Source organism: Nocardioides sp. GY 10127 (assembly GCF_004919085.1).
Lineage (GTDB): Bacteria > Actinomycetota > Actinomycetes > Propionibacteriales > Nocardioidaceae > Nocardioides.
The window spans coordinates 50,147-76,406 of sequence record NZ_STGL01000007.1; the positions used below are offsets into that span (position 1 = coordinate 50,147).

The following is a 26,260-nucleotide window of genomic DNA, read 5'->3' on the forward strand; positions in this document are numbered from 1 at the left end:
CAACCACCCGAGGGGGACGGATGACGATCGCCTCCGGTGACGCGCCCGGTGATGTTCGTGGTGCCGCGGCGCGCTCGCGCGGGGCACGCCTCGCCCGGTGGGGACGCCACCTCGGCGGCCCGACCTCCGGCGGGCTGAGCGGGCTGCGACGCCGCGAGGAGGTGCGGCGGGTCGCCCGGCTCGTCGTCCTGTCGCTCGCGGCGCTGGCCCTCGTCGTCGGCGTGGGCGTCAACGCCTCCGCCGTGCCGATGACGACGCTCATGGTGCCCCTCCTGCTGGGCAGCCTCGTGCTGCCGCCGCGCCAGGTCCCGGCGTTCGTGGCCTGGATGGTGCTGATGGTGGCGGCCTCGCTGCTGCTGCAGCCCCAGGTCACGGTGCGCATCGGGGGCGCCGTGGTGATCGAGCTGGTGATGTGCGGGATCGTCCTGGCGACCGCGCTGCGCCGCGCCCGCCTCGGGGTCCCGCACCTGTCCGGCGACGCGATGTTCGTGGACCTGCGCGACCGCCTCCTGAACCAGGGCACGGTGCCGCCGCTGCCGGCCGGCTGGTCCTCCGAGCTGGCCCTGCGCTCGGCGTCCGGCACGCGTTTCGCCGGCGACTTCCTGGTGGCCACCCGTCTCGCGGACCCCGACCGGCTCGAGCTCGTGCTCGTGGACGTCTCGGGCAAGGGCGACCAGGCCGGCACCCGGGCGCTCCAGCTCTCCGGCGCCTTCGGCGGCATCCTCGGCTCGGTGCCGTCCTGCGACTTCCTGCCCGCGGCCAACGCCTACCTGCTGCGCCAGCAGTGGAGCGAGGGCTTCGCCACCGCCGTCCACGTGCGCGTCGACCTGGACGACGGCTCCTTCGAGCTGGCCACGGCGGGCCACCCGCCGGCGCTGCTGCGGGTGGCGGGCAGCGGCCGCTGGCAGCCGGTGACGGGCGACGGGCCGGTGCTCGGGCTGCTGGAGGAGGCGCAGTTCTCCTCGGTGCGCGGCCGGCTGGCGCGCGGGGACTCCCTCGTGCTCTACACCGACGGCATGGTCGAGGAGCCGCGGCGCGACATCTCGCTGGGGGTGGACGCGCTGACCGGCGCGGCCGAGAGCCTCCTGCGGTCCGGGGTCCCCGGCGTCGCCGGTCGCCTGGTCGAGCGGGTCGGGACGCCGGGCGACGACCGCGCCGTCGTCTGGCTGCACCGGTCCTGACCGGGCCGGAAGTCCTTCCCGGGGTCACCCACCGCGGGTGACGTGGCCGCCGTGCCGACGGCGGGAGCGTGAGACGTCCCGTCCGCCCGCGCGCGGCAGGTGGCCGAGCCTGGAGAGGCCGACGGGCGGCGAGGAAGCCGTCATGACCGAAGTGCTGTCCACCCCGACGTCCGGTGCGAGCGAGACGGTGCGTGCCCAGCACCGGCACCTCACCGAGACCCTCCCGTTCCACGACGTCACCGACTTCGAGAACGCCCGCCGGGGCTTCGTGGCGGCGCTCGAGCCCGGTGTCGTCACGGCGGCCGGCGGCAGGGTCGTGTGGGACAACGACTCCTACGACTTCCTGGCCGGCGAGGCGCCCGACACGGTGAACCCGAGCCTGTGGCGGCAGTCGCAGCTCAACGCGATCCAGGGGTTGTTCGAGGTCGTCCCCGGGCTCTACCAGGTGCGCGGGCTGGACCTCTCGGTGATGTCCTTCATCGAGGGCACCGAGGGTGTCGTCGTGGTCGACCCGCTGATCTCGGTGGAGACCGCCGCCGCCGCGATGGCCCTGTACCGCGCCCACCGCGGTGAGCGCCGGGTGACCGGCCTGCTCTACACCCACAGCCACGCCGACCACTTCGGCGGCGCCCGGGGGATCGTCGACCAGGAGGACGTGGACGCCGGCCGCGTCGTCGTCCTCGCGCCCGAGGGCTTCACCGCGCACGCCGTCGCGGAGAACGTGTTCGCGGGGACGGCCATGTCCCGCCGGGCGGGCTACATGTACGGCGCTGCCCTGGACCGCGGCCCGCTCGGCCAGGTGGGGGCCGGCCTCGGCCAGACCACCTCGACCGGGTCGATGACCCTGGTGCCGCCGACGCTGCACGTGACCCGCACCGGCCAGGAGGAGGTCGTCGACGGCGTCCGGATGGTCTTCCAGCTGGCGCCCGGCTCCGAGGCGCCCGCCGAGATGCACTTCCTGCTGCCCGACCTGCGGGCGCTGTGCATGGCCGAGAACGCCACCCACGTCCTCCACAACCTGCTCACGCTGCGCGGCGCGCTCGTCCGCGACCCGCACGAGTGGGCCCGCTACCTCACCGAGGCCATCGAGCTGTTCGCCGACGACACGGACGTCGTGTTCGCCAGCCACCACTGGCCGACCTGGGGCCACGACGAGGCCGTCCGCTTCCTCTCCGAGCAGCGCGACCTGTACGCCTACCTGCACGACCAGACCCTCCGGATGCTCAACGCGGGCCTGGTGGGCAGCGAGATCGCGGAGGTGATCACCCTGCCGCCGGCCCTGGAGAACGCCTGGCACGCCCGCGGCTACTACGGCTCGGTCAGCCACAACGTGAAGGCGATCTACCAGCGCTACATGGGCTGGTACGACGGAAACCCCGCGAACCTGTGGAAGCACCCGCCCACCGAGGCGGGCCGCCGCTACGTCGCGCTCATGGGTGGTGCGGACGCCGTGGTGGCCGCGGCCCGGGAGGCGTACGACGCGGGCGACTTCCGGTGGGTCGCGGAGATCGTCAGCCACGTCGTCTTCGCCCAGCCCGACCACCAGCCGGCGCGCGACCTGCTAGCGGACACCTTCGAGCAGCTCGGCTTCGGCTCGGAGAACGGGACGTGGCGGTGCGTCTACCTCTCCGGCGCGCACGAGCTGCGGCACGGGGTGTTCGGCACCCCGGCGACCACCGCTTCGCCGGACCTGTACGCGCAGCTCACGCCCGAGCAGTGGTTCTCGGCGCTCGCCATCCGGGTCGACGGCCCGCGCGCCTGGCACCTGCGGCTCTCCCTCGCGGTGCGGCTCACCGACGTGGGCGAGGCCTACGTCCTCACGCTCGGCAACGGCGTGCTCACGTCCGGCTCCGCGCGGCCCGTGGACGACGTGGGGGAGGGGGACGCCGACCTCGTCCTCACCCTCGACCTGCCCACGCTCGCGCGACTCTTCTCGGGGATGCTGCCGCCCGAGGGGTTCGCGGACGCCGGCGTCGAGGCGACCGGCGACCTGGCCGTGCTGGCGCGGCTGACGTCGGTGCTCGACGAGCCGGACCCCGACTTCGCCATCGTGACGCCCTGAGCCGGTGCGGTGACCGCGTCCGCCGTGTGGCACGATGTGCGACGCACTCGCCCACGGCGGGGCACGCGGATGTAGCTCAATGGTAGAGCCCCAGTCTTCCAAACTGGCTACGCGGGTTCGATTCCCGTCATCCGCTCCGAGGCCGCCACGGGCCGGCCCGTTCGTCACGAACGGGCTGGTCAGCGGGGGTGTCGACGGGGCGTAGCGTAGTGGCTAGCGCGCCTGCTTTGGGAGCAGGAGACCGCAGGTTCGAGTCCTGTCGCCCCGACCCCTCACCCCTGCCGGCCAGGACCAGGTGGACGAGTGGCTCAGGCCGTGCTGGTGCGACCGCTGTGCCGGCCCCCACCCAGGCCCGGGCCGATCGCGCGGCCGAAGGCCGCGGGGAGCGAGAGGACCACGACCAGGGCCACGAACCCGCTGATCAGCTTGTCGGCCAGGGACGTCAGCAGGTTGGAGAACGTGGTGGCCAGGACGAACGGGTTCACCCGGTCGTCCACGAGGGCGGTGACCATGTCGTGGCCGTCGCGCAGCTGCTGGCCGTCGAGCGCCAGCAGGATGGGCACCGCGAGTGCTGTGCACATCACTGCCGTGGCCACGTTCAGGCCGAAGTAGCGCGGCAGGCTGCGACCGAGGCCGAACCGGTGGGTGCCGTAGCCCCACAGCAGCGCGCCCGCGACGTTGACCACGGCGAGGGGGACGGAGGCCCAGCCGCTGATCAGGAAGCCGATGAGGTTGGTGCCCAGCCCGACCGCGGCCCCGCGCCACGGTCCGAGGGCGATCGCTGCGATCGCGGTGCCGACCATGTCGAGGTAGACGGGGAAGCGGAAGAAGTCGACGAACGTGCGGCCCAGAAGGTTCAGGAGCAGGCACGCGAGCATCAGGACCACCGCGTCCCGCGGGTCGATGCCGCTGACGGGCCCGGTGGTCTCCTGCGCGTGGGTCCCCGGGTCCGTGTCGGGTCCCGGAGCCGGCTCGTCCCGTCCGGCCACGGTGTCGGTGGGAGCGGGAGGCTGCGGGTTCAGCCAGTCCTCGACCAGGGCCGGGTCGTGCCCGAGGACGGTGACGACCTCGCGCACGAGATCCAGGTTGAGCCGGGTGCGCCCGAGCCGGAAGGCGTCGTGGACGGTCGACTTGCCCACGTGCGCGGCGTAGGCATCCGCACCGGCCTCGACCCGGGCACGGCCGATGCGTCGTGCGATCTCGTTGAAGGAGGGCTCCCCGCTGCGCCGCCGCAGGTCCTGCAGCCCGAGGACCAGCGGGTCCCACCGGCCGGGCTGGTCGGTCGGTGCGGGGCTGATCGATGCCTTGTCCGTGCTCACCTGCGCCCGGGTCCTCTCCTGCTCTGAACCTGCCGACCGCCTCGACCGCCGAGGCGTGCAGGATGCCCTGACGATATCGGGCCCCTGGGTCCGCGTCCGGGCGATCGGGAGAGACAGTGAGAGGACATCCGGGATCGTCCGGGAGGCCTCGTTCCGGGGTCAGGCCGGCCCTGTCGTCGCGAGCCTCGGGGCATGCGACTCCATCGAGCCCTCGCGAGCGTCCTGCTCGCGCTGTCGACGACACTGATGACCGTCCTCTCCGTCGTGCCCGCGCACGCCGAGCAGGAGGCGACCGGAACCGTCTCCATCACCTCCGTGACGGTCTCCTGCGAGTGCGGCGGGTTCTCCCGGACCAGCCTGTACTGGGGGTGGGGCGCCACGTCCATCACCTATGCCGACCTCGAGCCCGGTCGGTCCAGCTGGGATCGTGACAGCGACCTCCCGCTCTACACCTACGGCATCGACGTCAGCCCGGACCCGGAGGACGACGTCGAGGCCCAGTCGTACTACCAGCCCTACGTCTCCGACGGCGGCACTCAGTCGACCGGGCTGTTCGCGGTGGGACGCGACGGGCTGCTCCTCGGCACCACCTACACGTTCACGGTCACCAAGTACCTCGACGGCGAGCCGGTGGCCGTCAGCGAGCCCTACGAGTGGACGCCGGCCTACGGCCAGCACCCGGACGCGATGGGCTTCACCAGCACGAAGCTCTCCAACGGCGTGCACGCCTTCGTGGCCGGTCGGACCTACCAGCTCGTCTTCCGCGGGGAGTGGGGTCCGGACCACCGGGTGTTCCCGGCGGTCCAGCTCTGGAAGCGCTCCGGCACGTCGTCGCGCAGCCTGGTCGCACGCACGGTGGACGAGGACGGCGCGTGGAAGGGGGACCCGAACGAGGGGATCACCTTCAAGGTGCCCGCGAAGGCCGTCGGCTCCTACGTCTTCACCGGGGCCTACGGACAGACGACGGAGGGGCTCCCCTGGGGCTGGATGGCGCCCGCGGAGCAGTGGGGCATCCCCGTGGTGGCCTCCGGAGAGGACCGGGCGCGCTACATGCTGTCCGGTGCCGAGCCGGGGTGGGTCGGGGTGGACGCCCCCGCGAAGCCGAGGGTGGGTGCCCGGGTCCGGGCGGTCCTGCACACGTCCGAGGAGAACCAGCAGCGCTACGGGTTCGAGGCGACCTACCGGTGGCAGCGCGTCCGCTGGGACGACGAGCGCTCCCGCGAGGTCACGGAACGGATCGCCGGTGCGACCGGCAGGTCCTACCGACTGACCCGCGAGGACGTGCGGAAGTGGGGCAACGTCCAGGTCCTCGTGACCTTCCGGGCGACCGTCCATGCCCGCCGGTTCCTTGCGCACACCGTGACCGTCGGCACCTACTACTGACGGTCCGGCTACTGACGGTCCGGCGTGTCCCGCGTCTCGAGGGTCCCACGCCTCAGCTCGGGCCCGCCCCGCCCAGCGGTCGGGGCGGGCCCGTCCGCGGTGGCGACCCGTTTCGCGCGGCGGGGCGCCTCGCGGCTACGATCGAGGGTCGGTGCGCGCAGTGGCGCACCGGGACACCACGAACCACGAGGAGACCTTTGTGAAGAGCGCCGTCGAGACCTTGAGCCCGACCCGGGCCAAGCTGACCGTCGAGGTGCCCTTCGAGGAGCTCAAGCCGAGCCTCGACGCGGCCTACAAGGCGATCGCCAAGCAGATCAACATCCCCGGCTTCCGCCGCGGCAAGGTCCCGCCGATGGTCATCGACCGTCAGGTCGGCCGCGGTGCGGTCCTCGACCAGGCGATCAACGACGCCCTCCCGAAGGTCTACACCGAGGCCCTCCGCGAGAACGAGCTGGAGCCGCTGGCCCAGCCCGACATCGAGGTGACCAAGCTCGAGGACAACGACCTCCTGGAGTTCACCGCCGAGGTCGACGTCAAGCCGACCATCGACCTGCCCGCCTACGAGGGCCTCGAGGCCTCCGTGGACGACGCCGTCGTCTCCGACGAGGACGTCGCCGAGCAGAAGAAGGCCCTCCAGGCCCGCTTCGGCACCCTGCGCGACGTCGAGCGCCCCGCCGCCGAGGACGACTTCGTGACCATCGACCTCGTCGCCAAGCAGGACGGCGAGACCGTCGAGGGCGCCGAGATCTCCGGCACCTCCTACCAGGTCGGCCGCGGCGGCATGATCGACGGCCTCGACGAGGCCCTGGTCGGCCTGTCGGCCGGCGAGGAGAAGACCTTCGGCTCCGAGCTGGTCGGTGGCGACATGACCGGCCAGGCCGTCGACGTGACCGTCAAGGTCACCGGCGTCCAGGAGCAGGAGCTCCCCGAGTTCGACGACGAGTTCGCCCAGCTCGCCTCGGAGTTCGACACCGCCGAGGAGTTCGAGGCGGACATCCGCACCCGCCTCGGCAACGGCAAGCGCCTCGAGCAGGCCGCCGCCGCCCGGGACGCCGTGCTGGAGGCCCTCCTCGACAAGGTCTCCGTGCCGCTGCCCGAGTCCCTCGTGACCGAGGAGCTCGCCGCGCGCCGCCAGAACATCGAGCAGCAGCTCGCCATGGCCGGCATCACCATGGAGAAGTACCTCGAGGACGAGGAGATGACCGTCGACGAGTTCGAGGCCGACCTCGACCGTCGGGTCCGCGACGCCGTCGCCGCGCAGTTCCTGCTCGACGAGATCGCGAAGAAGGAGGAGATCGGCATCGACCAGGCCGAGCTCTCCCAGCACCTCATCCAGCGCGCGCAGCAGTCCGGCCAGGACCCGCAGTCCTTCGCCAACCACATGTTCGAGCACAACCACATCCCGGAGCTCGTGCAGGAGATCCTGCGCGGCAAGGCCCTGGCGATCATGGTCGAGTCCGCCGTCGTCACGGACGAGTCGGGCAACCCGGTCGAGCTGAAGAACCTCCAGGCGGACGGCACCATCGCCGAGCCCGTCGCGGAGGAGGCCGCCGAGGACGAGGCGGCCGACGCTGCCGAGGCCCCGGCCGAGGACGCCGCGGAGGAGACCTCCGAGGAGGCCTGACCCGCCGCCCGGACCCGGGCACCCGCACCACCACACCGCCCCGCGGCCGTCACGGCCGCGGGGCGGTGTGCTTCCACCGGCACCTCGGCCCTCCTACGCTGACCGGGTGCACGAGGACGAGCGCGAGGACCCCGCCCGGGACCTGCGCGTCTCGCGACGGGTGGCGGCGCCGTGCGCGCTCGTCTGGGAGGCGCTGGCGGACCTGCGGCGGATGCCCCGGCGCAGCCCCGAGCTGGTCGCGATGCTCCCGCTCGCGCCGGGTCCGCTGCGCCCCGGGCTCGCGCACCTGGGGCTGAACCGGCGCGGTCCCGTGGTCTGGCCCACCCGCAACGTCCTCACCGACGTCGTGCCCGGGCGGCGCCTCGCCTGGCGGACCACCTCGAGCGGCGCGACCTGGGCCTGGGAGCTGGAGGAGGCCGGGGAGGCCACCCTCGTGGTCCACTCCCGCCGGGTCGAGGGCGGGCTCACCCTGGCCAGCCGGGTGGTGGCACCGGCCCTCCTGGGCGGCTCCGCCGCGCACGCCGCCGAGCTCGAGGAGGGCATGCGGAGGAGCGTCGAGGCGCTCGCGGCCGAGGTCGAGCAGGGCCGCGCATCCTGAGAACCGAGCAAAATCCGCTGTCGGCGAACAGGCGGGGTGGGCCCGTGGAAGTGTCGGGGCTTGCGGCTACTGTCGTCGACGTGAACCCCAACTCCACGACGTCGGCGCTGGACCCCTCGATGGGTGGCGGCGGCGGCCTCAACGTCCTCGACGACCACATCTACCAGCGCCTGCTCCGCGAGCGCATCGTGTTCCTCGGTTCCGAGGTCCGCGACCAGAACGCGAACGCGATCTGCGCCCAGCTGCTGCTGCTCTCCGCGGAGGACCCGGAGGCGGACATCTTCCTGCACATCAACAGCCCGGGCGGCTCGGTGGACGCAGGCATGGCGATCTACGACACCATGAACTACATCCCCAACGACGTCGCGACCGTGGGCATGGGCCTGGCCGCGTCGATGGGGCAGTTCCTGCTCTGCGCCGGCACCAAGGGCAAGCGCTACGCCCTGCCCCACGCCCGCATCATGATGCACCAGCCCTCCTCGGGCATGGGCGGCTCGGCCTCGGACATCAAGATCCAGGCCCAGCAGTCGCTGCACATCAAGAAGGTCCTGCTGGACCTGATCAGCGAGCACACCGGCCAGCCGATCGAGCAGGTCATCGCCGACGCCGACCGCGACCGTTGGTTCACCGCCGACCAGGCGCTGGAGTACGGCCTGGTGGACAAGGTGATCCGCAGCAGCCGCGAGGCCGCCGACCAGGGCCGCCCGGCCCACAGCAACTGAGGAGCCCCGCATGAGCTACTACATCCCGCAGTGGGAGGAGCGGACCTCCTACGGTGTCCGCCGCATCGATCCGTACGCGAAGCTCTTCGAGGAGCGGATCATCTACCTGGGCACCCCGATCTCCGACGACGTCGCGAACGCCGTGATCGCCCAGCTGCTCTGCCTGCAGTCGATGAACCCCGACCAGGAGATCAGCATCTACATCAACAGCCCGGGTGGCTCGTTCACCGCGCTGACGGCGATCTACGACACGATCAAGTTCATCCGCCCCGACGTGCGCACCGTCTGCCTGGGCCAGGCCGCCTCCGCGGCGGCGATCCTGCTGGCCGCCGGCACCCACGGCAAGCGGATGGCGCTGCCCAACAGCCGCATCCTGATCCACCAGCCCTACACCGAGGGCACGTTCGGCCAGACCTCGGACATCGAGATCCAGGCCAACGAGATCCTGCGCATGCGGGAGCTGCTCGAGAAGATGATCAGCGACCACAGCGGCAAGCCGCTGGAGGAGGTGTCGCGGGACATCGAGCGGGACAAGATCCTCACCGCCCCGCAGGCCGTCGAGTACGGCCTCATCGACTCGGTGCTCGAGACGCTGAAGACCCCGGCTCTCGCCTGATCCGACGGGTCAGGAACGGCGAGGCCCGGCCGATCCAACCTGGAGACGTGTCTCCACCCCACCGGGGGCGGAGGCGGGTTACCGTGGTGAGGCCGGGTCCCCCCGGGTGCCACGCACCCCACCGGTCGTCAGACCGCAGCAGCACCCACAGCAGCCAGATCAGCACGACCCCGACGCAGGCGTCGGACAGGACCCGACCCAGGTCGGGATGAGGGAGGACGAGCCCGGTGGCACGAATCGGTGACGGCGGTGACCTGCTGAAGTGCTCCTTCTGCGGCAAGTCGCAGAAGCAGGTCAAGAAGCTCATCGCGGGCCCCGGGGTCTACATCTGCGACGAGTGCATCGACCTCTGCAACGAGATCATCGAGGAAGAGCTGTCGGAGGGCACCGAGGTCGGCCTCGACGAGCTGCCCAAGCCCCGGGAGATCTTCGACTTCCTCAACTCCTACGTGATCGGTCAGGAGCAGGCGAAGAAGTCGCTCGCCGTCGCGGTCTACAACCACTACAAGCGCGTCCAGGCGGGCGTCTCCCCGGCCTCCGGCAAGCACTCCAAGGAGGAGTCGGTCGAGGTCGCGAAGTCGAACATCCTCGTCATCGGCCCCACCGGCTGCGGCAAGACCTACCTCGCCCAGACCCTGGCCCGGATGCTCAACGTCCCGTTCGCCATCGCGGACGCCACGGCGCTGACCGAGGCCGGCTACGTCGGCGAGGACGTCGAGAACATCCTCCTCAAGCTGATCCAGGCCGCCGACTACGACGTGAAGAAGGCCGAGACCGGCATCATCTACATCGACGAGATCGACAAGGTGGCCCGCAAGGCCGAGAACCCGTCGATCACGCGTGACGTCTCCGGCGAGGGCGTGCAGCAGGCGCTGCTGAAGATCATCGAGGGCACGACCGCCTCGGTGCCGCCGCAGGGCGGCCGCAAGCACCCCCACCAGGAGTTCATCCAGATCGACACCACGAACATCCTGTTCGTGGTGGGCGGTGCCTTCGCCGGGCTCGAGCACATCATCGAGCAGCGGGTGGGCAAGAAGACGCTCGGCTTCACCGCCGAGGTCGGTCAGACCCAGGAGCGCAGCGAGCAGGACCTGCTGGCGCTCGTCCGCCCCGAGGACCTCACGAAGTTCGGGCTCATCCCCGAGTTCATCGGGCGCCTCCCGCTCATCGCGAGCGTCTCGAAGCTCGACCAGGACGCGCTGGTGCAGATCCTCACCGCGCCCCGCAACGCGCTGGTCAAGCAGTACCAGAAGCTCTTCGACCTCGACGGCGTCGAGCTCGAGTTCACCGACGAGGCCGTCCAGGCCATCGCGGACAAGGCCCTCGAGCGCGGGACCGGCGCCCGCGGCCTGCGCGCCATCATCGAGGAGCTCCTGCTCCACGTCATGTACGAGGTCCCCTCCCGCGGCGACGTGGCTCGCGTCATCGTCACTGGCGAGTGCGTGCTCGGGGACGCCACCCCGGAGCTGGTCCTGCGCGACGCGGAGGCCAAGAAGCGCAAGTCCGCCTGACGGCGGCCGGCCGGGTCCGGTCGCTCCGGACCCGCCGCAGAGCACGAGGGCCGGGCTCCCCGAGGGGAGCCCGGCCCTTGCTGCGTCCCCGGGCGGCGCCGGGGGGCGGGTCAGCCCTGGTCGCCCTCGGCGGGCACCTCGGCCAGCTCGGCGGTGACGGTGACCTCGGCGTCGTCACCGGCGGGGGTGAAGACGAGGTCACCGGTGATCGTGCCGGTCCGGCGCAGGTCGTCCGCGGCCTTCTCGGCAGCGGCGACCACGGCCGCCGGGCCGGTGACCTCGACGCGGGACAGCGGAGCCCGCATCTTCACCTTGGCCTGCGACTTCGCGCCACGGATGCCGCCCAGCACGGTCTCGACGGCGTCCAGGACGCTGCCGTCGGCCGCGGCGGCCGAGCCGAGCTCCAGCTCCTGGGGCCAGCTGCTCGTGTGGACCGACCCCTCCTGCCACCACGACCAGACCTCCTCGGTCACGTAGGGCAGGAACGGCGCCAGCAGGCGCAGCTGCGTGTGCAGCGCGAGGGCGAGCGTCGCGCGGGCCGAGGCGCCGCCGGTGCTCTCCTTGTCGTAGGCGCGCTCCTTGACGAGCTCGAGGTAGTCGTCGCAGAAGTCCCAGAAGAACTTCTCGCTGACCTCGAGGGCCGAGGTGTAGTCGTAGGCCTCGAACGAGGACGTCGCACGGCGGACGACCTCGGCCAGGCGGCCGAGCAGGGCGCAGTCGACGGGCTCGGAGACCTCGTACGGCCGCAGCTCGGTCGCGCCGACCCAGCCGAGGACGAACTTGGAGGCGTTGAGCACCTTCATCGCCAGGCGGCGGCCGACCTTCATCTGGGTCTCGTCGAACGGCGAGTCCAGGCCGGGCCGGGCCATGGCGGCGCGCCAGCGCACGGCGTCCGCCCCGAACTTCTCCAGGATCTCCGTGGGGACGACGACGTTCCCCTTGGACTTCGACATCTTCTTGCGGTCCGGGTCCAGGATCCAGCCGGAGAGCATGGCGTGGCCCCACGGGACCTGGCCCTGCTCGAAGTGGGCGCGGACGACCCGGCTGAACAGCCAGGTGCGGATGATGTCGTGGCCCTGGGTGCACAGGTCCATCGGGAAGACGCGGCCGAAGAGGTCGTCGTCCACGCTCCAGCCGCCGGCGATCTGCGGGGTCAGCGAGGAGGTGGCCCAGGTGTCCATGACGTCCGGGTCGCCGATGAAGCCGCCGGCCTGGCCGCGCTGCTCGGGCGTGTAGCCCGACGGGGCGTCGGTCGACGGGTCGATCGGCAGGTCGGCCTCGGCCGGGAGGAGCGGGTGGTCGTAGTCGGGCTCGCCCTCGGCGTCCAGCGGGTACCAGACGGGGAACGGGATGCCGAAGAAGCGCTGGCGGCTGATGAGCCAGTCGCCGTTGAGGCCGCCGACCCAGTTGTCGTAGCGGTGCTTCATGTGGCCGGGGACCCAGGTGATCTGCTCGCCGTCCTTGAGCAGGTCGGTGCGCAGCGCGGCGTCCCGCCCGCCGTTGCGGACGTACCACTGGCGGGTGGAGACGATCTCGAGGGGCTTGTCGCCCTTCTCGTAGAAGTTCGCCATGCGCTGCGTGGGCTTGGGGTCGCCGTCGAGGGTGCCGGTCTCGCGCAGCATGGTGACCATCTCCTCGCGGGCGGAGAAGGTGGTCTTGCCCGCGAGGCGCTGGTAGGCCTCGTCGGCGCCGGCGAGCCACTCGGGGGTCTCGCGGGTCAGGCGACCGTCGCGGCCGATGACGGTGCGGACGGGGAGCTGCAGCTCGCGCCACCAGGTGACGTCGGTGAGGTCACCGAACGTGCAGCACATGGCGATGCCGGCGCCCTTGTCCATCTCCGCGGCCGGGTGCGCGACGACGGGGACCTCGACGCCGAAGACCGGCGAGGTGACCGTGGTGCCGAACAGCGGCTGGTACCGGGCGTCGTCGGGGTGCGCGATGAGCGCCACGACCGAGGGGATCAGCTCGGGACGCGTGGTCTCGATGTGGACGGGCGTGCCGTCGGGGCGACCGAAGGCGACGCGGTGGTAGGCACCGGCGTAGTCGCGGGCCTCCAGCTCGGCCTGCGCGACGGCGGTCTGGAACGTGACGTCCCAGAGCGTCGGGGCCTCCTGGAGATAGGCCTCGCCGCGGGCGAAGTTGCGCAGGAACGCCCGCTGGGAGATCTGCTGCGCCTTCGGGCCGATGGTCGTGTACTGCTGCTTCCAGTCGACCGAGAGGCCGAGGGTGCGCCACAGCGACTCGAAGACCTTCTCGTCCTCCTCGACCAGCCGCGAGCACAGCTCGATGAAGTTCGGCCGCGAGATCGGGACCTGCTTCTTGGCGTCGGGCTTCTCCGGCGGGGTGAAGTCCGGGTCGTAGGGCAGGCTCGGGTCGCAGCGGACGCCGAAGTAGTTCTGCACCCGGCGCTCGGTGGGCAGGCCGTTGTCGTCCCAGCCCATCGGGTAGAAGACGGACTTCCCGCGCATCCGCTGGAAGCGCGCGATCAGGTCGGTGTGGGTGTAGGAGAAGACGTGGCCCACGTGCAGGGAGCCGGAGACGGTCGGCGGCGGGGTGTCGATCGAGTAGACGTTCTCCCGCGGCTGGCTCCGGTCGAAGGCGTAGGTGTCCGCCTCCTTCCAGGCCTGCGACCACGTCGCCTCGAGGCCCTCGAGGGCAGGCTTCTCCGGTACGGCGACGGCCCGCGGGGTGGGGCTCGTCGTCTCGGGTGCGGCCTGCGTGGTGTCGGTCATGGGGGAATCCTAGTTTCGGCCCCTCCCCGGCCTCCAACCAGATCCGCCCTGGCGCGGCGGGCGGTGGGTGCGGCCGGGCCCGGCCACGTCCGTCCACCGGCGCCTGTCTCGCCCGGAGGGGTGAGACGCTTTACGCTGGACGAGCGTGGGCGGCGTCCCTCGCACCCGGACCGGCGGTGCCGAGTGGCTGGACACCCTGGGTGGTCGTGAGGACGGGGCCGGGACGCCGCCCCGCCCGCGCGTCCACCCAGGAAACCCGTGGCCGCCTAGCGGCGCCGGTGCCTAGCCTCTCGCCATGGAACCGGACCCGCTGAGCCCGTCCCCGCCGGTCGACGACGACGTGGCGTGGCAGGTCGAGCGGTACGCGGACCCGGCGGCCTTCACCCGCGCCGCGGCCGACTTCCTCGCCGCGCAGCCGGTGCTCTCCACCGTGGTCTCCTCGGCGACGGCCGCCTGGGCCGGCGCGGTGCGCCCGGCGTCCGACGAGGGCTTCGCGCCGTGGTGGGTGACGGTCCGGGAGCCGGGCGGACCGGTGGTCTCGGTGGTGATGCGGACGGCCTCGTTCGCCCCGCACCCCCTCTACGTGCTGCCGATGCCGCGGGGAGCCGCGCTCGCGGTGGCCGCGCGCCTGGTCGAGCGCGGCGACGACGCGTCCAGCGCGAACGGCGCCGCGCCGGCGACCGCCTGGCTGCTGGCGGAGCTGGCCCGGCTGCGCGGCGAGGCCCGCGTCCCCGAGGTGGCGGTGCCGATCCGGCTCTTCGAGCTCGACGCGCTCGTGCCACCGCCGCGGCCCCCGGGGCTGCCGAGGCGGGCCGACGAGGGCGACCTGGGGTGGCTGGTGCCCGTGCTGGGCCGCTTCGAGACCGAGGCCGCGCGCCAGGCCGGCAGGACGGTCCGCGACGCCGGGGACCACCTCGACGAGCACTGGGTCCGACGGCGCCTCGGCGACGAGGGCCTGTGGGTGTGGGAGGACCACGGCGAGCCGGTGTGCGTGGTCGGGGCGACCCCGACCGCCTACGGCGTGAGCCGGGTGGGCCCCGTCCTCACGCCCGAGGAGCACCGCGGCCGCGGCTACGCCGCCGCGCTGACGGCCCACGTCAGCGCCCTGCGCCGCGACGAGGGGGCCCGCGTCTGCCTGTTCACCGACGCGGGCAACCCCGTCTCCAACGCGCTCTACGCCCGGCTCGGCTTCCGGCCGCTCACCGACATGGCCGAGGTGGTGCTGCGCCGACGGCCGCCGGGGGAGCGGCCCGGGGAGGCCCGGGGATGCGCGGTCGAGTAGGGGCAGCGCGCCGGGGTCCCTAGACTGGTCCGATCATGGACGACACCCCCGCACCCCGCCTCGCGGAGACCCTCGCGGAGGCGGAGGACGCCCTGCTCTCGCGCTGGCCGGAGACCCGGCTGGAGCCCTCGCTCGACCGCATCCGCGCCCTGATGGAGCTCCTCGGTGAGCCGCAGCGCTCGTTCCGGACGATCCACCTCACCGGGACCAACGGCAAGACCTCGACGTCGCGGATGGTCGACGCCCTGCTGCGCGCCGTCGAGCTGCGCACGGGCCGCTTCACCAGCCCGCACCTGGAGAGCATCAACGAGCGGATCAGCGTCGACGGCGAGCCGCTGTCGGACGAGGCCTTCGTGCGCGCCTTCAACGACGTGGCGCCCTACCTCGCCCTCGTCGACGAGGACCAGCCCTTCCCGATGTCGTTCTTCGAGTCGGTCGTCGGCATGGCCTACGCCGCGTTCGCCGACGCGCCCGTCGACGTGGCGGTCGTCGAGGTCGGCATGGGCGGCACCTGGGACGCCACCAACGTGGTGGACGGGGACGTCGCCGTCGTCCTGCCCATCGCCGTCGACCACGCCAAGTACCTGGGCGGGACGCCGGAGGCGATCGCCCACGAGAAGGCCGGGATCATCAAGCCGGGCGCGAGCCTGGTCGTGGCCGCCCAGCTGCCCGAGGTCGCGGAGGTGCTGCTCAAGCAGGCCGCCGCCGTCGGCGCCACCGTCGCCCGCGAGGGCGTCGAGTTCGGGGTCGTCTCGCGCACCCCGGCGCTCGGTGGCCAGACCGTGAGCCTCCAGGGGCTGCGCGCCCGCTACGACGACCTGTTCCTCCCGCTGTACGGCGCCCACCAGGCGCAGAACGCCGCGATCGCCCTGGCCGCAGTCGAGGCGTTCCTCGGCGGCTCCGAGGCGCTCTCGCCGGACGTCGTCGCGGCCGCCTTCGCCCAGGTCAGCTCGCCCGGGCGGCTCGAGATCGTGCGGCGCAGCCCCACGGTCCTGCTGGACGCGGCCCACAACCCCGCCGGCGCGGAGGCCACGGCCGCGGCGCTGGAGGACTCCTTCACCTTCCGCCCGCTCGTCGGCGTCCTCGGCGTCATGGCCGACAAGGACGTCGAGGAGCTGCTGGTCGCGCTCGAGCCGCAGCTCGACCAGGTCGTGTGCACCCAGAACTCCACCCCGCGCTGCATGCCGGCCGCCGAGCTGGCCGAGGTCGCGGTCGGCGTCTTCGGCGAGGACCGCGTGCACGTGCAGCCGCACCTGCCCGACGCCATCGCCGAGGCCACCGCGCTGGCCGAGTCCGCGGACGGCGGCGGCGCCTCGATCGGCTCCGGCGCGGTGCTGGTCACCGGCTCCGTCATCACCGCCGGCGAGGCCCGCACGCTGCTGGCCCCGCGCCGGCCGGCCCGGTCGGTCGGCCCGTCGGTCGTGCTCACGCGCGGTGAGGAGACCCTCGAGCTCGAGGACGACGAGGAGGGCGGCGGCGACCTGTCGGAGGTGAGCCTCGAGGCGCTGCTGCGCGACACCCTGTCCGACGGCCTGCACGGCTCCGGGGAGGACGAGTGAGGTCGCCGCGCCGCGGCCTGTGCTCCGCGATCCTCGTGCTCGAGGGCATCACCCTCGGGCTCACCACGCCCGTGCTCATCACGCTCGGCGGCGTCCCCACCGGCGCCGCGCTCGGCCTCGGCCTCGGCCTGGCCGTCGTGTGCCTGCTGCTACCCGCGCTGCTGCGCAAGGAGTGGGCCTACGGGGCCGGGTGGATCGTCCAGGTCCTGGCCATCGCCATGGGCCTCCTGGTCACCCCGATGTACTTCCTCGGCGGCATCTTCGCCCTGCTGTGGGGCACCGCCCTGTGGCTCTCGGCCAAGATCGACCGCGAGCGCGCCGAGGCCTTCGCCGCCTACGCGGCCGAGCAGGCCGCCCAGCTGGAAGCCCAGCCGGAAGCCCAGCCGGAAGCCCAGCCGGACGCCTCCACCGAGTAGGCGTTCGCCGAGCTGACTCCTCAACGGGGTGGATGCGGTGCACCTGCTGCACCGCATCCACCCCGTTGACGTCCGGCCCGACGTCCGGCCCGACGTCCGGCCCGACGTCCGGCCCGACGTCCGGCCCGACGGCTCCGGCTCTCACACGAGGGCGGCCCGGACCACGGCGAGCGCCTGCTCCAGCTGGGCGTCCGTGCAGCCGCCGAAGCCCAGCACGACGCCGGTGGCGCCGCTGCTCCGGGCGGAGTCGGCCAGCAGCGGCAGGTCGAAGCCGGCGTCCCGGGCGGCCCGGTGCACGGCGTCCGCCTGCTCGCCGGGCAGGGGGAGGGTGGCGTACATGCCGGCCACGGCCCCGGGCAGCCAGTCGCCGAGCACCTGCTCGACGCGGGCGGCGCGGCGGGCGTACACGCGCCGCGCGGACCGCACCGCCCGGTCGACGTAGCCGTCGCGCAGCAGGCCGAGCAGCGCCCGCTGGGCGGGCCAGGACGGCGAGTCGTGGGTGGTCCCGCGCAGCTCGTCCACCCGGCCCAGGACGTCGGGCGGCGCGACCAGCCAGCCGAGGCGCAGCCCGGGCGCGACCGTCTTCGAGACGGTGCCCAGCAGCGCCACCGTGCCCGGGTCCAGGCTGGCGAGGGCGGGCACGGGCGCCACGTCGTAGCGGAACTCGGAGTCGTAGTCGTCCTCGACCAGCACCGTGCCGGCCTCGCGCGCCGCCCCGATCAGCGCGGCGCGGGTGGCCGCGGGCAGCACCGGTCCGAGCGGGTGCTGGTGGGCCGGGGTCAGGTAGAGGGCGGCGAGCCCGGCGAGGCCGGAGGCCGTGGTCGGCGGGTCCAGCGCCGGCACGTCGACCACCTCGCGGCCGAGCGCCCGCACCTGCGCGACCGCCGCCGCGTAGCCCGGGTCCTCGACGCCGACGGGCCCGGCGGGCAGGGCGGTGAGCAGGTGACGCAGGCCGTCGGTGGTGCCGGTGGTCAGCCGCAGGTCGTCCGGGCCGACGTCGAGGCCCCGCGTGCGGCGCAGGCGCTCGGCCAGCGCCGCCCGCAGATCGGCCAGTCCGCGGTGGTCGGGGTAGCCGTCGGGCGGGCCGGCGGCGCCCACGTCGCGCCACGCGCGGCGCCAGGCCGCGGCCTGGGCGCCGTCGTGCGACGGGTCGACCCAGGGGTGGCCGCTGGAGAGCCGCAGCAGGCTCCGCGGCGGCTCCGGGGCGGCGGGCGCGGGCGCGTCGGGGGCGGCGACCCTGCTGCCGGCCACGTACGTGCCGGAGCCGCGCCGACCCTCCAGCCAGCCCTCCGCGACGAGTTGCGCCCAGGCCTGCTCCACCACCGAGCGGGCCACCCCGAGGTCGGCGGCGAGCGCCCGGCTCGAGGGCAGCCGCGCCCCCGCGGGCAGGGTGCCGTCCCCGATGCGGCCGCGGACGGCGGCGGCCAGCTGGGCGCCCAGCGGCGTCCTCGACCCACGCTCGAGGTGGACGGCGAGCAGCGGGTCTGTCACGGCGGTGCTCCTGACGCGGGGACGAGGCCAAGTGGCCTGCTGGATTGCCACGATAGTGGCACTGGTGACCGGGCCACTCGTGGGGGAGGCTGGGCCGCATGACGACGCTGCCGCTCCAGCCGACGCCCCGCACCAGCCTCACCCGCAGCCGCCACCGGGCCCTCGACGACCGGGAGGCCCTCCACGCCTGCCTGCGAGAGGCGCTCATCGGTCACCTCGGGGTCACCGTGGGGGAGGGGGACGGCGCGCACCCCGTCGTCCTGCCCGTGGCGGTGGCGCTGGACGAGTCCGGGCCGGACGAGGGCGGCACGCTCTACGTGCACGGCTCCGTGGCCGCGGGCTGGCTGGCCTCGGCCGTGGGGCGCACGGTCTGCCTCACCGTCACGCACCTCGACGGCCTGGTCCTCGCCCGCTCCGGGTTCCACCACTCCATGAACTACCGGTCGGCGGTCGTGATCGGCGCGCTGCGCCGCGTGGAGGACGAGGACGAGCGGCTCCGGGCCCTCGACCTCGTCGTCGACCACCTGGTGCCCGGCCGCGCGGCCACCCTGCGGCCGATGAGCCGCAAGGAGCTGGCGGCCACCGTCGTCCTGGCGCTGCCCCTGGCCGAGGCCTCGCTCAAGGTGCGCGACGGCGGCCCCGTGGACGACGACGAGGACGTGGCGGCCGGCGCCTGGGCGGGCCACCTGCCGCTGCGGACGATCGCCGGGGACGTCGTTCCCGACGCGCACTCGGCCGACCTGCCCGTGCCGGTCGAGGTGGGTGTGAGGGCCGACTCACTGCGGTGAGTCCCGGCCTCGCTAGGGTCGGGGCATGACCATGCAGACCCTCGTCCTCGTCAAGCCCGACGGCGTGCGCCGCGGCCTCACCGGCGAGGTGATCCGCCGGATCGAGGCCAAGGGCTACACCCTGGCCCAGCTGAAGAAGCTCACCGCCACCCGCGAGATGCTCGCCGAGCACTACGCCGAGCACGAGGGCAAGCCGTTCTACGAGCCGCTCGTGGAATTCATGCTCTCCGGCCCGGTCGTCGCCATGGTGCTCGAGGGCGAGCGCTGCATCGAGGGGTTCCGGTCGCTGGCCGGCGCCACCGACCCCACCGCCGCCGCGCCGGGCACCATCCGCGGCGACCTCGGCCGCGACTGGGGCGCCAAGGTGCAGGAGAACATCGTCCACGGCTCCGACTCGCCGGAGTCCGCCGCCCGCGAGATCGGCATCTGGTTCCCGGCCTGACCCCGGCTCACCCCGGCTCACCCCGGCTCACCCCGGGCCACACGGGCTCACACCGCCCCGCACGCCGTCGGCGTGCGGGGCGGTGCCGCGTCCGGCCCGCCCGTCCGGCCCGCCGTCCGCCTCCGTCAGCCCGCCCGCGACACCGCGTGACGCACCCGGCGCAGGAGGGCCCACGACGTCCCGCGTGTCTCCCGCGAACCCGTAGATCGGGTATCTAGCCTGGATCGACCTCGCCGCGACGAGGTCTCCCCTTCCCCACCTGCACCACGGGTCACGCCCGGGGTGCCCGCACACCCAGGGACGCACCTGCGATGGCGAACAGCTTCCTCGGCCGAGACATGGCGGTCGACCTCGGCACCGCCAACACGCTCGTCTACGCCCGCGGCAAGGGCGTCCTGCTCGACGAGCCCAGCGTCGTGGCGCTGAGCTCCGGCACGGGCGAGATCCTGGCCGTGGGGCACGAGGCCAAGCGGATGATCGGGCGCACCCCCGAGGGGATCACCGCCATCCGGCCGCTCAAGGACGGCGTGATCGCCGACTTCGAGGCCACCGAGCAGATGCTGCGCTGGTTCATCCGGCAGGTGCACCGCCGCTCGTGGCTGGCCAAGCCGCGCCTGGTGGTCTGCGTGCCCAGCGGCATCACCGCGGTGGAGCAGCGCGCCGTCAAGGAGGCCGGCTACATGGCCGGCGCCCGCCGGGTGTTCATCATCGAGGAGCCCATGGCGGCCGCGATCGGCGCCGGCCTGCCCGTCCACGAGGCCACCGGCAACATGGTCGTGGACGTCGGGGGCGGCACCACCGAGGTCGCGGTGATCAGCCTCGGCGGCATCGTCACCAGCCTCTCGATCCGCACCGCCGGGGACGACCTCGACGCCGCGATCGTGTCCTGGATGAAGAAGGAGTACTCGCTGCTCCTGGGCGAGCGCACCGCCGAGGAGGTCAAGACGACCCTCGGCTCGGCCTTCCCGCTGCCGGACGAGCCGGAGGCGGAGGTCCGTGGCCGCGACATGGTCTCCGGCCTGCCCCGCACGGTCTCGGTCTCCACGGCCGAGGTGCGCCAGGCGATGGAGGAGCCCGTGAGCGCCATCGTCGACGCCGTCCGCAGCACCCTGGACCAGACCCCGCCCGAGCTGGCCGGCGACATCATGGACCGCGGGATCGTCCTCACCGGCGGCGGTGCGCTGCTGCGCGGGCTCGACGAGCGCATCCGGCACGAGACCGGCATGCCGGTCCACGTCGCGGAGGACCCGCTCACCTCGGTCGCCCTCGGCGCCGGCAAGTGCGTCGAGGAGTTCGAGGCGCTCCAGCAGGTGCTCGTCAGCGACGTGCGGCGATGAGGACGCCGAGGTGACCGACCTGCTCCCGCGCTCGGGCGGCCCGGACCCCGCGTCCGCGCCGGGCCCCGTGCGCCGACCCTTCCGAGACCTCTCCGCCGAGGGCCGCGGCCGCGCCGGCGGCCGCTGGCGTCGCGGCCGGGTGCCCGGCTCGCTGCTCTCCCGCGTCGAGCGCCGGGAGCGGCGCTGGTCCGCCGGCCCGGCGCCGGCCGCGCCGGCGTCCCGCTCCCTGCTGGCGGCGCTGCTGCTGGCCGCCGCCACCGTCACCACCCTCGATCTCTCCACCGACCACGGGCCCGTCGAGGCGGCCCGCGGGGTCGTCGCTGACGTCGTGGGGCCGCTGGAGTCCGGGACGGCCGCCCTGGTGCGTCCGTTCACCGCGATCGGCGACTTCTTCACCAGCCGCTCGGCCCTGCGCGCGCAGGTGGCCGAGCTCCAGGCCGAGAACGACGCCCTCACCGACCAGCTGGCCACCGCCGACGTCGACACCCGCCGGCTGGCCACCTACGACGCGCTGGCCGCCGAGGCCGACGACCTGGACCGCGCGGTCGTGGCCGCGCGCGTGGTGGGCTGGGGCGCGGCCCAGACGTTCACCGACACCGTCACCATCGACGCCGGCACCGAGGACGGGGTCTCCGCGGACGACACGGTCATCGCCGGCGACGGGCTCGTCGGCCGGGTCCTCACCGCCGACTCCTCGACCTCGACCGTCGTCCTCATCACCGACGCCGACTCCACCGTGGGCGCGCGCGTGGGCTCCTCGGGCACCCTCGGCTTCCTCACCGGCCGCGGCGAGGTGAGCGACGGGGCCACGCTCGACCTGGAGCTCGTGGACTCCACCGAGGTCCCCGACCGCGGCGAGACCGTGCTGACCTGGGGCAGCCAGGACGGCGCGCCCTACCTGTCCGGGATCCGCATCGGGCGGGTCACCAAGGTCTACAGCTCGCTGCGGGACTCCTCCGTGCGGGTCGAGGTCGAGCCGTCGGTCGACATGACCTCCCTCGACGTCGTGGGGGTGATCGTGCCGAAGGGCACCGACTCCGCCCGCGGCCTGATCACGGGCAGCTCCGGCTCGTCCGACACCTCCGGGAGCGACGGCTGATGAGCCCCGTGCGCACCCTCGTCACCGGCGCCGTCGTGCTGGCGGCGCTGCTGCTCCAGGTCGTCGTCGCCCCGCACGTCGCCTGGCACGGCGTCGTGCCGGACCTCGTGCTCCTCGTCGTGGTGGCCGTGGCGCTGGCCCGCGGCCCGCAGCCGGCCATGGTGCTGGGCTTCTGCGCCGGGCTGCTGGTCGACCTCGCGCCGCCGGCCGAGCACGTGGCCGGGCGCTGGGCGTTCGCCCTGGTGGTCGTCGGCTACCTCGCCGGGCGCCTGCGGCCGGACGTCGCCCCGACCGCGCTCTCCACGGTGGCCACGGTCGCCGGCTGCTCGTTCGTGGGCGCCAGCCTCGTCGCCCTGAGCGGCCTGCTCCTGGGCGACCCGGCCGGCGTCGGCACGGGGGAGCTCATGCTCGCCGTCCTCGCCTCCGTGGTGTGGGACGTCGCGCTCACCCCGCTCGTCCTCCCGCCCCTGCTGGCGCTGCTGCGCCGTCTGGAGCCGGGCCCGGCATGAGCCCGTTCCGACGTCGCGGCACCCGCCCCGCCCCGGGCTCGCGGGGCGACCGCCCGGCCGACCGCGCCGGTGGTCCCCCCGGCGGCACGCCGGGGGAGGAGCCGCGCACCCAGCGGCTCTCCCGGATGCGGCTGATCGTCATCCAGGCGCTGGTGCTCTCGCTCTTCGCCACGCTCCTGGCCCGGCTGTACTACCTCCAGGTCGTCGAGGGCGACGCCTACCAGGAGCAGGCGGCCTCGCAGTCGGTGCGCGACATCGTCACCCAGCCGACGCGCGGCCTCATCGTCGACGACCAGGGGCGGACGCTGGTGGCCAACCGGCTCGCCTGGGTCGTCGAGGTCGACCGGACGCTGCTGGGCAACCTCAGCGAGGCCGACCAGGACGTGGTGCTCGACCGGGTCGCCGAGGTCACCGGCGTCGCGCGGCGGCGGATCGACCGCGAGCTCGTCGACTGCGGCACCGACGGCGCGGTGAGCGGCCTGTGCTGGAACGGCTCGCCCTACCAGGCCGTCCCCGTCGCCGAGGACGTCGGGCAGAGGGTCGCGCTCGCCATCAGCGAGGTGTCCGAGGACTACCCGTCGGTGGTGCTCGAGCAGCAGAGCGTGCGGTCCTACCCGAGCCCGTTCGGGGTCAACCTCGCCCACGTCCTGGGCTACACCTCCTCGGTGACCTCCGACGAGCTGGAGGAGGCCGAGAAGGACAACGACACCTCGGTCGACGCCGACTCGGTGCTGGGCCGCGCCGGCCTGGAGAAGGAGTACGACACCTGGCTGCGCGGCCTGCCCGGCACGTCCTCGGTGACCGTGGACTCCCAGGGCAACGTGCTCGGCGATAGCGACGACGAGGAGGCGCGCCCCGGCGACACCCTCGTGACCAGCATCGACGCCAAGGTGCAGTCGGTGGTGGAGAAGCAGCTGGCCAGCACGATCAGGACGGCGCGGCGCACCTACGACAGCGTCACGAAGAAGAACTACGTCGCGGACTCCGGCGCGGTGGTGGTGATGGAGGCCGACACCGGACGGATCGTGGCGATGGCCTCCCAGCCGACCTACGACCCCGAGGTCTGGGCCGGCGGCATCACCGAGAAGCAGCTGCGCCGGCTGTACTCGGAGAAGGCCGGCACCCCGCTGCTCTCGCGCGCCACCCAGGGCCAGTTCGCCCCCGGCTCGACGTGGAAGCCGTTCATGACGGTGGGGGCGCTGACCCACGGCTACTCCACCAGCACCCAGTTGAACTGCTCGAACTCCGTGACGATCGGCAACCGGACGTTCAAGAACTACGAGTCCGAGGCGTACGGCCTCATCGGCTTCCAGCGGGCGCTCGAGGTCTCGTGCAACACGTTCTTCTACCGGATCGGCTACCACTACTGGCTCAAGTACGGCTCCGATGAGACCGACGTGAACGCCAAGGACCCGCTGGTGGCCGAGGCCAAGAAGTTCGGCTTCGGCCAGGCCACGGGCGTGGACCTGCCGGGCGAGGCCTCGGGTCGGGTCGCCGACCGGCGCTGGAAGCGCTCGTACTGGAAGTCGATGAAGTCCTACTACTGCGGGATCGCGCGCAAGCCGCAGACCGCGAAGACCTCCGACTTCCTCTACCAGTTCGCCCAGGAGTTCTGTGCGGACGGCTACGCCTACCGGGCCGGTGACGCCGCGAACTTCGCCATCGGCCAGGGCGACACCCTGGTGACGCCCCTCCAGCTGGCCCGCGCCTACGCGGCCCTGGCCAACGGGGGCACGCTCTACGCGCCCCGGGTCGGCAAGGCCGTCGTCGGCTCCGACGGCACGGTGATCAAGCGGATCAAGCCGTCGGTGGTGGGGCACGTGAGCATGCCGAAGAAGGTCCTCTCTTACCTGGACACGGCGCTCTCCGGCGTCACCAGCGAGGGCACGATGGCCTGGAAGATGCAGGGCTTCCCGCTGAGCAAGGTCGACATCCGGTCCAAGACGGGCTCCGCCGAGGTCTATGGCAAGCAGTCGACCTCGTGGGTCGCCTCGTACTCCGACGACTACGTCGTGGTGATGATGGTGAGCCAGGGCGGCACGGGCTCCGGCACGTCCGGCCCGGCCGTCCGCAAGATCTGGGAGTCCCTCTACGGCGTCGACGGCGAGAGCGTCGACACCGACGACTCCGCGATCCCCGGGGTCGTGCAGTCCGAGGGCCTGCCCGTCTTCACCGACGACGGCTCGATCCTCCCGCCGCGCACCACCGGTGCGAGCGCCGGGAAGTCCACCACGAAGGCGAAGGCGAAGGCCGCGTCGGGCACGGCGAAGGGGAGCGGCGCATGAGCGGGGTGCGGGTGATCGGGGCGGTCGGCAGCCCGTCGTCGCCGGCCGGCGCCGGCCTGCGGCGTGGGACGTCACGGGGTGGGACGACGCGGGGTGGACGCTCCGCCGGCACCCGGCCCGCCGACGGCCGCCCGGTGCTGCGCTGGGGCGGGGTGGACTGGGTCCTCCTGCTGGCCGTCCTCGGACTCGTCTCGCTCGGCACGATGCTCATCTGGTCGGCCACCGCGAACCGCGACTCCCTCACCGGCGGCGACCCCCGGGCCTTCCTGGACAAGCAGGTCGTCAACGTGGTCATCGGCCTCGCGCTCATGGTCACGGTGGCGGTCGTGCCGCACCGGTGGATCCGGCTGCTCACGCCCGTCGCCTACCTGGCCTCCCTGGTGGGCCTGGTGCTGGTCCTCGTGATGGGCTCGACCATCAACGGCTCGCGGTCCTGGATCGTGATCGGCGGGCAGTCGCTGCAGCCCTCGGAGCTGGCGAAGCTCACCGTCGTGGTCGGGATGGCCCTCGTGCTCGCCCGCCGGCTGGAGGGACGCTGGCGGCCGCGGGTCGGGGCGGTCGAGATCGTCCTCATGCTGGCGGTGGCGGGCGTGCCCGCCCTGCTCATCCTGGCCCAGCCCGACCTGGGCACCATGCTCGTCCTCTCGGCCACCGTGCTCGGCGTCCTCGGTGTCTCCGGCGCCCCGCGCCGCTGGCTGGCGCTCCTCGTCGGCGGGGGCGTGACCGCGGCCGTCCTCGCCGTCGCCGCGGGCGTCCTCAAGGCCTACCAGGTGGACCGGTTCCTGGCCTTCACGAACCCGGACCTGGACCCGCAGGGCGCCGGCTACAACGTCGAGCAGGCCCGCATCGCGGTCGGCAACGGCGGGCTGTTCGGACAGGGGTTGTTCCACGGCTCGCAGACCCAGTCAGGGTTCGTGCCCGAGCAGCACACCGACTTCGTCTTCACAGTGGCCGGCGAGGAGCTCGGCCTGGTCGGGGCCGGGCTCCTCGTCGTCCTCCTGGGGGTCGTGGTGTGGCGGGCGCTCGCGATCGCGCGCCTCTCCGACGACGTGTTCGGACGCGTCGCCGCGGCCGGCATCGCCTGCTGGTTCGGCTTCCAGGCGTTCCAGAACATCGGCATGTGCCTGGGGATCATGCCGGTCACCGGCGTCCCGCTGCCCTTCGTCTCCTACGGCGGCTCCTCGCTGTTCGCCGGGCTCATGGCCGTCGGCCTGCTCCTGGCGATCCGGATGCGGGCGACCGCCCCGCGCCCGATGCGGTACACGCTGGCCGCGCGCTGAGCCGCGGGCCGAGCCGGGGCCGGA

Annotated in this window: 21 protein-coding genes and 2 tRNA genes; 20 read left to right on the top strand and 3 right to left on the bottom strand. The window is 73.2% G+C overall.

Annotation, left to right across the window (positions count from 1 at the left end):
• Window positions 1-20 precede the first annotated feature (20 nt).
• From E8D37_RS12675 to E8D37_RS12690, 4 genes are all read left to right on the top strand, one after another.
• Entirely contained in the window at window positions 21-1,181 is a 1,161-nt protein-coding gene (locus E8D37_RS12675; protein WP_136570168.1) for a PP2C family protein-serine/threonine phosphatase, read from the top strand.
• A 142-nt stretch (window positions 1,182-1,323) separates the two neighbouring features.
• The gene (locus E8D37_RS12680; protein WP_136570169.1) at window positions 1,324-3,243 is read left to right on the top strand and encodes an alkyl sulfatase dimerization domain-containing protein; all 1,920 of its coding nucleotides are present in this window, start codon (window positions 1,324-1,326) and stop codon (window positions 3,241-3,243) included.
• A gap of 65 nt (window positions 3,244-3,308) precedes the next feature.
• Window positions 3,309-3,379 (top strand) — tRNA-Gly (locus tag E8D37_RS12685).
• Between the two features lie 59 nt (window positions 3,380-3,438).
• Window positions 3,439-3,511 (top strand) — tRNA-Pro (locus E8D37_RS12690).
• Between the two features lie 40 nt (window positions 3,512-3,551).
• Here E8D37_RS12690 and E8D37_RS12695 read toward each other — a convergent pair.
• Complete coding sequence (locus E8D37_RS12695; protein WP_136570170.1) at window positions 3,552-4,562, bottom strand: ECF transporter S component; 1,011 nt, start codon at window positions 4,560-4,562, stop codon at window positions 3,552-3,554.
• Window positions 4,563-4,754: 192 nt separating this feature from the next.
• Between E8D37_RS12695 and E8D37_RS12700 the strand changes: the two genes are divergently transcribed.
• From E8D37_RS12700 to clpX, 6 genes are all read left to right on the top strand, one after another.
• On the top strand, window positions 4,755-5,945 hold the full coding sequence (locus tag E8D37_RS12700) for a hypothetical protein (RefSeq protein WP_136570171.1): 1,191 nt from the start codon (window positions 4,755-4,757) through the stop codon (window positions 5,943-5,945).
• A 199-nt stretch (window positions 5,946-6,144) separates the two neighbouring features.
• Window positions 6,145-7,569, top strand: coding sequence for a trigger factor (gene tig, locus E8D37_RS12705; RefSeq protein ID WP_136570172.1), 1,425 nt, complete (start codon window positions 6,145-6,147; stop codon window positions 7,567-7,569).
• A gap of 106 nt (window positions 7,570-7,675) precedes the next feature.
• Complete coding sequence (locus E8D37_RS12710) at window positions 7,676-8,167, top strand: SRPBCC family protein (protein WP_168929749.1); 492 nt, start codon at window positions 7,676-7,678, stop codon at window positions 8,165-8,167.
• Between the two features lie 119 nt (window positions 8,168-8,286).
• Window positions 8,287-8,889: an ATP-dependent Clp protease proteolytic subunit gene (locus tag E8D37_RS12715; RefSeq protein ID WP_136570504.1), complete on the top strand. Its 603-nt coding sequence runs from the start codon at window positions 8,287-8,289 to the stop codon at window positions 8,887-8,889.
• 10 nt (window positions 8,890-8,899) lie between these two features.
• Window positions 8,900-9,505: an ATP-dependent Clp protease proteolytic subunit gene (locus E8D37_RS12720; protein WP_136570174.1), complete on the top strand. Its 606-nt coding sequence runs from the start codon at window positions 8,900-8,902 to the stop codon at window positions 9,503-9,505.
• A 227-nt stretch (window positions 9,506-9,732) separates the two neighbouring features.
• A complete protein-coding gene (gene clpX / locus E8D37_RS12725) occupies window positions 9,733-11,016 on the top strand; it encodes an ATP-dependent Clp protease ATP-binding subunit ClpX (protein WP_136570175.1) in 1,284 nt (427 codons plus the stop codon).
• A gap of 110 nt (window positions 11,017-11,126) precedes the next feature.
• On the opposite strand, the gene valS is transcribed toward clpX, so the two are convergent.
• On the bottom strand, window positions 11,127-13,748 hold the full coding sequence (gene valS, locus E8D37_RS12730; protein ID WP_136570176.1) for a valine--tRNA ligase: 2,622 nt from the start codon (window positions 13,746-13,748) through the stop codon (window positions 11,127-11,129).
• 295 nt (window positions 13,749-14,043) lie between these two features.
• Between valS and E8D37_RS12735 the strand changes: the two genes are divergently transcribed.
• The 3 genes from E8D37_RS12735 to E8D37_RS12745 are packed head-to-tail and all read left to right on the top strand — an operon-like array spanning window position 14,044 to window position 17,005.
• Window positions 14,044-15,030 carry a GNAT family N-acetyltransferase gene (locus tag E8D37_RS12735; protein WP_136570177.1) on the top strand — a complete coding sequence of 329 codons (987 nt, stop codon included), beginning with the start codon at window positions 14,044-14,046 and terminating at the stop codon, window positions 15,028-15,030.
• Window positions 15,031-15,065: 35 nt separating this feature from the next.
• Entirely contained in the window at window positions 15,066-16,589 is a 1,524-nt protein-coding gene (locus E8D37_RS12740; RefSeq protein WP_136570178.1) for a folylpolyglutamate synthase/dihydrofolate synthase family protein, read from the top strand.
• Window positions 16,586-17,005, top strand: a complete 420-nt coding sequence (locus tag E8D37_RS12745; protein WP_240770394.1) for a DUF4233 domain-containing protein — start codon at window positions 16,586-16,588, stop codon at window positions 17,003-17,005. Before E8D37_RS12740 ends, E8D37_RS12745 begins: the two co-directional genes overlap by 4 nt.
• A gap of 141 nt (window positions 17,006-17,146) precedes the next feature.
• Here E8D37_RS12745 and E8D37_RS12750 read toward each other — a convergent pair whose 3' ends face one another.
• Window positions 17,147-18,496, bottom strand: coding sequence for a PLP-dependent aminotransferase family protein (locus E8D37_RS12750; protein ID WP_206055735.1), 1,350 nt, complete (start codon window positions 18,494-18,496; stop codon window positions 17,147-17,149).
• A 98-nt stretch (window positions 18,497-18,594) separates the two neighbouring features.
• Between E8D37_RS12750 and E8D37_RS12755 the strand changes: the two genes are divergently transcribed.
• The 7 genes from E8D37_RS12755 to rodA all read left to right on the top strand — a co-directional run bounded on the left by E8D37_RS12755 (window position 18,595) and on the right by rodA (window position 26,236).
• A complete protein-coding gene (locus E8D37_RS12755) occupies window positions 18,595-19,284 on the top strand; it encodes a pyridoxamine 5'-phosphate oxidase family protein (protein ID WP_136570179.1) in 690 nt (229 codons plus the stop codon).
• A gap of 25 nt (window positions 19,285-19,309) precedes the next feature.
• Window positions 19,310-19,726, top strand: a complete 417-nt coding sequence (ndk, locus tag E8D37_RS12760; RefSeq protein WP_136570180.1) for a nucleoside-diphosphate kinase — start codon at window positions 19,310-19,312, stop codon at window positions 19,724-19,726.
• A gap of 311 nt (window positions 19,727-20,037) precedes the next feature.
• On the top strand, window positions 20,038-21,063 hold the full coding sequence (locus tag E8D37_RS12765; RefSeq protein ID WP_206055736.1) for a rod shape-determining protein: 1,026 nt from the start codon (window positions 20,038-20,040) through the stop codon (window positions 21,061-21,063).
• A gap of 10 nt (window positions 21,064-21,073) precedes the next feature.
• Window positions 21,074-22,162 (top strand): rod shape-determining protein MreC, encoded by a 1,089-nt coding sequence (gene mreC / locus E8D37_RS12770; RefSeq protein WP_240770395.1) that lies wholly within the window; start codon window positions 21,074-21,076, stop codon window positions 22,160-22,162.
• Window positions 22,162-22,671, top strand: coding sequence for a rod shape-determining protein MreD (gene mreD, locus E8D37_RS12775; protein WP_136570181.1), 510 nt, complete (start codon window positions 22,162-22,164; stop codon window positions 22,669-22,671). Before mreC ends, mreD begins: the two co-directional genes overlap by 1 nt.
• Window positions 22,668-24,956 (top strand): penicillin-binding protein 2, encoded by a 2,289-nt coding sequence (mrdA, locus tag E8D37_RS12780; RefSeq protein ID WP_136570182.1) that lies wholly within the window; start codon window positions 22,668-22,670, stop codon window positions 24,954-24,956. Before mreD ends, mrdA begins: the two co-directional genes overlap by 4 nt.
• The gene (gene rodA / locus E8D37_RS12785; RefSeq protein WP_136570183.1) at window positions 24,953-26,236 is read left to right on the top strand and encodes a rod shape-determining protein RodA; all 1,284 of its coding nucleotides are present in this window, start codon (window positions 24,953-24,955) and stop codon (window positions 26,234-26,236) included. The genes mrdA and rodA overlap by 4 nt, the downstream gene beginning before the upstream one ends.
• Window positions 26,237-26,260: the final 24 nt, after the last annotated feature.

Coding starts and splice junctions, on each gene's coding strand:
- E8D37_RS12675 (WP_136570168.1), top strand. CDS start 21: ATGACGATCGCCTCCGGTGACGCGCCCGGTGATGTTCGTGGTGCCGCG.
- E8D37_RS12680 (WP_136570169.1), top strand. CDS start 1,324: ATGACCGAAGTGCTGTCCACCCCGACGTCCGGTGCGAGCGAGACGGTG.
- E8D37_RS12700 (WP_136570171.1), top strand. CDS start 4,755: ATGCGACTCCATCGAGCCCTCGCGAGCGTCCTGCTCGCGCTGTCGACG.
- E8D37_RS12715 (WP_136570504.1), top strand. CDS start 8,287: ATGGGTGGCGGCGGCGGCCTCAACGTCCTCGACGACCACATCTACCAG.
- E8D37_RS12720 (WP_136570174.1), top strand. CDS start 8,900: ATGAGCTACTACATCCCGCAGTGGGAGGAGCGGACCTCCTACGGTGTC.
- valS (WP_136570176.1), bottom strand. CDS start 13,748: ATGACCGACACCACGCAGGCCGCACCCGAGACGACGAGCCCCACCCCG.
- E8D37_RS12735 (WP_136570177.1), top strand. CDS start 14,044: ATGGAACCGGACCCGCTGAGCCCGTCCCCGCCGGTCGACGACGACGTG.
- E8D37_RS12740 (WP_136570178.1), top strand. CDS start 15,066: ATGGACGACACCCCCGCACCCCGCCTCGCGGAGACCCTCGCGGAGGCG.
- E8D37_RS12755 (WP_136570179.1), top strand. CDS start 18,595: ATGACGACGCTGCCGCTCCAGCCGACGCCCCGCACCAGCCTCACCCGC.
- ndk (WP_136570180.1), top strand. CDS start 19,310: ATGACCATGCAGACCCTCGTCCTCGTCAAGCCCGACGGCGTGCGCCGC.
- E8D37_RS12765 (WP_206055736.1), top strand. CDS start 20,038: ATGGCGAACAGCTTCCTCGGCCGAGACATGGCGGTCGACCTCGGCACC.
- mreD (WP_136570181.1), top strand. CDS start 22,162: ATGAGCCCCGTGCGCACCCTCGTCACCGGCGCCGTCGTGCTGGCGGCG.
- mrdA (WP_136570182.1), top strand. CDS start 22,668: ATGAGCCCGTTCCGACGTCGCGGCACCCGCCCCGCCCCGGGCTCGCGG.
- rodA (WP_136570183.1), top strand. CDS start 24,953: ATGAGCGGGGTGCGGGTGATCGGGGCGGTCGGCAGCCCGTCGTCGCCG.